We start from the raw sequence: 6,723 nt of genomic DNA on the forward strand, positions 1-6,723 counted from the left end.
TCGATCGGTCATCTGCGCTGGAACGGAGGGTTGCGGTTCAGCCTCCAAAGGCCTCTAAAGCAGGCGGGGCGCAAGGTCTGACGAATTTCGGCGAGGCGCGGATGCGGGCACAATCGACGGGGCGAAGGACGGCGAAAGGCGCCGCGATCACGCTGGCGACTGTCCTGGTCCTGACCGTCGCCGCATGCGGACGCGGCGAGCGCGCGGGAGAGGCCGACGACAGGGCCGACCCCTCGGCCCAGAGCCAGACCGCAGCGCCCGATTTCGCCAGTCCGACCCTCGCGGCGATCAAGCGACGCGGGCGATTGAACTGCGGCGTGCACGAGGGGCTGGTCGGCTTCGCCTACACGGACAATCGCGGAGAATGGCGCGGCTTCGACGCCGATTTCTGCCGCGCCCTGGCGGCGGCGGTGCTGGGCAATGCGAACGCCGTCCGTTTCGTGCCCCTGACCGGCAGCCAGCGGTTCGAAGGGCTGCGCAGCGGCCGGGTCGACGTGCTGTGGCGGTCGACATCGTGGACCCTGTCGCGGGAGGCGCAGGAAGGCGTGCGGTTCGCCGGGGTCAACTACTATGACGGCCAGGGCTTTCTGGTCCGCCGGTCGCTGGATCTGGCCACGGCCGCCGAACTGAACGGCGCCCGCGTGTGTGTGCAGCGCGCCTCGACCACGGAGTTGAACGTTGCGGACTGGTTCCGCGCGCGGTCGCTGGAGTACACGCCGGTGGTCGCCGCCAATGAGGAGGCCGCGCGGGCGGCCTATGCGCGGGAAGACTGCGACGCCCTGAGCGCGGACATCTCCGCCCTGGCGGCGGCGCGGACCACGATGTCCAACCCGGAGCAACACGCCATACTGCCGGATGTGATCTCGAAGGAGCCGTTGGGGCCGGCGGTCAAGCGCGGCGACGAGGCCTGGACCTCGATCGTGCGCTGGACGCTGAACGCCCTGATCCTGGCCGAGGAGCTGGGCGTGACCAGTGATAATGCGGGTGAGATGGCAGAGCAGTCGCCCAATCCGGCCGTCCGTCGCCTGCTGGGCGTCGAGGGCGAGGTCGGACCGATGCTGGGGTTGCGCAAGGACTGGGCGAAGGCGGCGATCGAAGCCGAGGGAAACTACGGCGAAATCTTCCTGCGGAACGTCGGGACGGATTCCTCGCTCGACCTGGCCCGTGGGCTTAACGCACAATGGAACGCAAGACCTGCCGGGCTGATCTACGCCCTGCCGATTCGATAGGACGCCGGGACAGGCGCCAGGGGGAACGATGGAAACGACGAAACGTGGTGGGATCCCGCTCTATCTCTGGATGCTGCTGGGCTTCGCCGCCGGCATGGGCGGGGGGCTTTACGTCAACCTGATGGGGCTCGAGGTCATCCCCTGGGTGATGGACATCATCCAGGCGGTCGGCCAGATCTTCCTGCGCCTGCTGTTCATGCTGGTCCTGCCGCTGTTGTTCGCAGCCCTCGCGGTCGGGGTGGCGGAGATGGGCGATCTGAAGTCGCTCGGCCGGGTCGGCTTCAAGACCCTGGTGTTCACCGTTCTGGTCTCGGCCATCGCCGTCGGCATCGGCCTGGGCATGGTCAACTATTTCCAGCCCGGCGCGGGCGTCGATCAGGCCCTGGCCCAGCAACTGTTGGCCGACGGCGCGGAAGGCGCCGCCACCATCGTCGGCAATGCGCCCAAGACCATCGAGGCGGGCCAGTTCTTCCTCGACATGATCCCTTCGAACGTCGTCACCGCGGCCGCCGACAACCAGATCCTGCCGGTCATGGTCTTCGCCCTGATCTTCGGCATCGGCATGGTCATGGCCAAGTCGCCGGCCACGGACGCCCTGCAGCAGACGCTGCAGGGGCTGTTCGAGGTGATGATGAAGCTCATCAACCTGGTCATCAAACTGGCGCCGATCGCGATCGCGGCGCTGATGTTCAATCTCTCGGCCGTGTTCGGCTGGGAGCTTCTGGTCAAGCTGGGAGCCTATGCGGGCGTGGCGGTGGGAGCGATGGCGATCCACATGTTCATCGTCTATCCGCTGCTGGTCTGGATCTTCGGCGGGATGAACCCGTTGAAGTTCGCCAACGGCGTCCGCGAGCCCTTTGTGGTGGCCTTCTCGACCGCCTCGTCCAACGCGACCCTGCCGATCGCCATCAAGGCGGCGGAAGAGAAGCTGAAGCTGCCGAAGCGCATCTCGCGCTTCGTGCTGACGGTGGGGGCTACGGCGAACCAGAACGGCACTGCCCTGTTCGAGGGCGTCACGGTCCTGTTCCTGGCCCAGTTCTTCGGCATCGACCTGAACCTGCAGCAGCAGCTGGTGGTCATGCTGGTCTGCATTCTCGGCGGCATCGGCACGGCCGGCGTGCCGGCAGGTTCGCTGCCGGTCATCGCCCTGATCCTCGTCATGGTCGGCGTGCCGGCGGAAGGCATCGGCCTTATCCTCGGCGTCGATCGCTTCCTCGACATGTGCCGCACCACCCTGAACGTCACCGGCGACCTGGTGGCGGCGACGGTGGTGTCGCGCGGCGAGACCGATGCGATCGTGCCGGATGATCTGGAGCTGCCGGCGGTGGCTCCGCCGCACTGAGGCTCAGGCGGGCGGGGCGGACACGACCTCTGTGTCCGCCCGGCCGCCCCATTCGGCCCAGCTTCCGTCATAGAGTCGGGAAGGCTTGCCCAGGACGGCCAAGCCGAGACTGAGGATGGCGGCGGTAACGCCGGAGCCGCAGGTGGTAATGACCGGTCGCTCCACATCGACTCCGGCCGCGCGGAAGGCGGCGTCCAGCGCCTCGCCCTGTTTCATGGCGCCGTCGGGATCCAGGATCGCCGGGAAGGGCAGGTTCAGGGCGCCGGGCATGTGGCCGGACCGCAGACCGGCGCGGGGCTCGGGCGCGCGGCCCTCGAAGCGATCGGCGGCGCGGGCGTCCAGCACCTGACCTCCGGCCTGAAGGGCGTCGCGGACGGCGTCGATGTCAGCCACCAAGTCCGGGCGTTGGCAAGGTGCGAAGGTCGCGGCCGCAGGCGGCGTTGACTGCCCCTTTTCGATCGGACGGCCCTCCGACCGCCATTTCGGCAGGCCGCCGTCGAGGACGCGGACGTCGCGGGCGCCCAGGGCCCGGAACATCCACCAGCACCGGGCCGATGAGCGGATGCCGAGGGTGTCATAGGCGACGATGCTGTCGTCCGCAGAGATGCCGAGCCGACCCATGCGGGCCGCGAAGAAACCGGGCGTCGGCAGCATGTGCGGCAGGGGACTGTCCGGGTCGGAACTGGCCTCGAGGTCGAAGAAGACCGCGCCGGGCAGGCGGGCGGACTCGAAATCCGGCCGGCCATCGCGGCCATCGAGATGCCAGCTCGCGTCGACAAGGCGCAGGCCGGGCTCGTCGAGGCGGGCGGCGAGGTCGGCGGTCGAGATCAGGGGCGAGTCCATGCCCATGTTCTAACATCGCAGGACCGTCGGGTCAGGGGCGGGTGAGCGCCAGCTGGATGACATCCGTCCGCGCCGAACGGAACCCGGCCTCGCAATAGGCCAGATAGAATCGCCACAGGCGACGGAATCGCTCGTCGAACCCGCCCATACGCCGGATATCGCCCCAGGCGGACTGGAAGCGCTCGTCCCAGAGTTTCAGCGTATCGGCATAGTCCTGTCCGAACCGTTCCACCTCGCGCCAGGTGAGGCCGGCACGGTCTATGACGGGCTTCAGCCGTTCCTCGGACGGCAGCATGCCGCCCGGGAAGATGTATTTCTGGATGAAGTCGGTGCGCCGGTTGTAGTCGTCGAACAGGGCGTCCTCGATCGTGATGATCTGCAGGCCGGCCCGGCCACCCGGCTCCAGAACGTCGCGGATCTTGCTGAAATAGGCGGGCCAGTATTCCTGCCCCACGGCCTCGAACATCTCGATCGAGGCGACCCGGTCGAAACGGCCCTCGACGTCGCGATAGTCGATCAGCTGGATATCGGCCCGCTCGGCCAGACCGGCGTTGAACATGCGCTGGCGGGCGAAGTCGAACTGCTCCCGGGAGATGGTGACAGCGGTGACCCGTGCGCCGATCTCCTTCGCCGCAAACTCGGCGAACCCGCCCCAGCCGCAGCCGATCTCGAGCACGGACTGGCCGGACCTGAGGTCCATGAGTCGGGCGAGGGCGGCATATTTCTCCCGCTGGGCTGCGTCGAGCGCCATGCCGGCGCGGGTGAACCGGGCCGAGGAATAGGTCATCGTCCCGTCCAGCCAGGACGCATAGAAGGCGTTGCCCAGGTCGTAGTGGGCGTGGATGTTCTTCTTCGACCCGGCGCGGCTGTTACGTTTCCGCTTGTGCGACAGCCAGTTGATCGCCTGCATTACGGGGTTGCCGTCGGCGAGCCGGCGGATGTGATCATAGTTGTGGGCGAAGGATCCCAGCAGGGCGGCCAGCTGCGGGCTCTCCCACTCGCCGGCCATATAGCCCTCGGCGAAACCGATATCGCCCGAAGCCAGCACGCGCCGGGCGAAGCGATAGTCCTTGATGTCGAAGACCGCGGCGGGCCCGGGCTGGGGGCCGTCCAGCTGGTGCGTCTCGCCGTTGGGCAGGATGACGGTGAGGCGGCCGAAGGTCCAGTTGGCGGCCAGAAGGCGTAGCAGCAGCGTGAACCCGCGCGGGGTGCGGGCGGCGGTCTCGATGCGCTCGGTGGTGACCGATGTCATGGCTGGAAAGGGTGGTTATGGGGCAAGCGCCCGTCAATCCCCATCCGGGATACGATGAGCGACGACGGCTCCAAGCGCGTCGAGGGCGCGCCGGCGGGCCAGGTCGTGATCGACGATCGGACGAGGATAGTCGGCGCCGAGCCGGACGCGGGCGTCGCGGAGGATTTCAGGAGGCGCGGTCCAGGGCGCGTGGAGCCAGCGGTCGGGAACTCCGCGGAGCTCCGGGACCCACCGGCGGACATATCGGCCGTCTGCATCGAATTTCCGTCCCTGGGTGATCGGGTTGAAGATGCGGAAGTACGGTGAAGCATCGGCGCCGGATCCCGCGACCCACTGCCAATTCTGCACATTCGACGCGAGATCGGCGTCCACGAGGGTGTCGCGGAACCACGCCTCGCCCTCCCGCCAGTCGATCAGCAGGTGTTTGATCAGGAAGGAGGCGACGATCATGCGCACCCGGTTGTGCATGAAGCCGGTGGCCCACAGCTCCCGCATGCCGGCGTCCACGACGGGATAGCCGGTCTGGCCGCGTTGCCAGGCGTCCAGATCGACAGGGTCGTCGCGCCACGGCATGGCGTCATACTCCGGACGGAAGGCCTTATCGGTCATCTGCGGGAAGGCGTGCAGCAGATGGGCGGAGAATTCGCGCCAGCCGATCTCGGCCACGAACTTTTCGGCTTCGGCGGCGGGAACATGGCCCTCGGCCGCGGCCGTGCGGGCGGCCTCGACCGCGCGCCAGGGGCTGATCTCGCCGAAATGCAGGTACGGCGACAGGCGGCTGGTCGCCGGCTCGGCCGGGATGTCGCGGCCGGTGCTGTAGGATTTCAGGCCGCGTGACAGGAAGGCGGCAAGGGCGGCTTCCGCGCCGGCTTCACCGGGCGTCCAGTCGAAACCGCCGGACCAGTCAGGCCGGGTCGGGTGCAGGCCCCAGGCGTCGATGTCGTCGGAAGCGGCCCCCGGCGGCGTCGCGAGGCCCGCGGGCGCCGAAGCGTGTGGCGGCGCCGCGACGGTCGCCAGCAGGGTCCGGTGGAACGGCGTGAAGACCTTGTAGGGCTGACCGGAGCCGTTCAGCACCGATCCCGGCCGGGTCAGCAGGGTTCCGTTCCAGCCCTTGCAGGCCACGCCTTCGGCCTGAAGCCCGTGGGCGATGTCGGCGTCGCGGGCGAAGGCGGCGGGTTCAAACCGGCGGTTCATGTAGACGGCGTCGGCGCCCGTCTCATCGATCAGATGGCGGAGCTCGGCCTCACTGTCGCCGCGGCGGAGAATGAGGCGTGAGCCGCGCGCCCGAAGCGACCCGTCCAGTGCACGCAGGGACTTGTCGAGCCACCACAGGGAGGCGGCGCCGATCGACGGGGCCGCGGACCCCTGGTCGAGGATGTAGACCGGCAGGATGGGCCGGCCGGTCTCGACGGCGTGAGCAAGGGCCGGATTGTCCGCCAGTCGGAGATCCTGGCGGAACCACAGGATGACAGGACGGTCCTCGGCCTCGATGGTCATGCGTGCGGGCTCCGTGATAGCTTGCGAACCACACCGTCCGACGCCACCTCATCGCCGCATGAGTGCGGCATGAGTCGCGCGTCGCCAAGCTGCAAATCCGGGAAATCCGCCTTGTCCAAGCCAAACGCCATCATCGACATCAAGGACGGGCTGAAACGCCCCGTTTCCATCGGCGGCGGACAGCGGATCGTCTTCATCGCCGGCCCCTGCCAGCTGGAGAGCCGCCAGCATGCGCTGGAGATGGCCCACGCGCTGAAGGAGATCGGCGAGCGGCTGAATGTCGGGATCATCTACAAGACCAGTTTCGACAAGGCGAACCGGACCTCGGCGACCGCCGCGCGCGGGTTCGGCCTGGAAGGCTCGCTGCCGATCTTCGCCGAGATTCGCGAGGTCACCGGACTGCCGGTGCTGACCGACGTGCATACCGAGGAGCATTGCCGCATCGCCGCCGAGGCGGTGGACGTGCTGCAGATACCGGCCTTCCTGAGCCGCCAGACCGACCTGCTGCTGGCCGCCGCCGCGACGGGCAAGGTGATCAACATCAAGAAGGGGCAGTTCCT

Annotated in this window: 5 protein-coding genes and 1 pseudogene; 3 read left to right on the plus strand and 3 right to left on the minus strand. The window is 68.1% G+C overall.

Going from position 1 to position 6,723, the window contains the following annotated elements:
• Positions 1 to 101 precede the first annotated feature (101 nt).
• Positions 102 to 1,229, plus strand: coding sequence for an amino acid ABC transporter substrate-binding protein (locus tag B3E43_RS09765; RefSeq protein ID WP_292028908.1), 1,128 nt, complete (start codon positions 102 to 104; stop codon positions 1,227 to 1,229).
• A gap of 28 nt (positions 1,230 to 1,257) precedes the next feature.
• Positions 1,258 to 2,571: a dicarboxylate/amino acid:cation symporter gene (locus B3E43_RS09770; protein ID WP_292028910.1), complete on the plus strand. Its 1,314-nt coding sequence runs from the start codon at positions 1,258 to 1,260 to the stop codon at positions 2,569 to 2,571.
• A gap of 3 nt (positions 2,572 to 2,574) precedes the next feature.
• On the opposite strand, the gene B3E43_RS09775 is transcribed toward B3E43_RS09770, so the two are convergent.
• The 3 genes from B3E43_RS09775 to B3E43_RS09785 are packed head-to-tail and all read right to left on the minus strand — an operon-like array spanning position 2,575 to position 6,163.
• Entirely contained in the window at positions 2,575 to 3,414 is an 840-nt protein-coding gene (locus B3E43_RS09775; RefSeq protein ID WP_349677577.1) for a sulfurtransferase, read from the minus strand.
• A 31-nt stretch (positions 3,415 to 3,445) separates the two neighbouring features.
• Positions 3,446 to 4,666, minus strand: coding sequence for an SAM-dependent methyltransferase (locus B3E43_RS09780; RefSeq protein ID WP_292028914.1), 1,221 nt, complete (start codon positions 4,664 to 4,666; stop codon positions 3,446 to 3,448).
• Positions 4,667 to 4,699: 33 nt separating this feature from the next.
• Positions 4,700 to 6,163, minus strand: a complete 1,464-nt coding sequence (locus B3E43_RS09785; protein WP_292028915.1) for a cryptochrome/photolyase family protein — start codon at positions 6,161 to 6,163, stop codon at positions 4,700 to 4,702.
• A 69-nt stretch (positions 6,164 to 6,232) separates the two neighbouring features.
• Between B3E43_RS09785 and B3E43_RS09790 the strand changes: the two are divergent.
• A pseudogene (locus tag B3E43_RS09790) lies at positions 6,233 to 6,723 on the plus strand (3-deoxy-8-phosphooctulonate synthase); the annotation flags it as partial.

The sequence above is a fragment of the Brevundimonas sp. UBA2416 genome, from assembly GCF_002343105.1.
In the GTDB taxonomy this organism is placed as follows: domain Bacteria; phylum Pseudomonadota; class Alphaproteobacteria; order Caulobacterales; family Caulobacteraceae; genus Brevundimonas.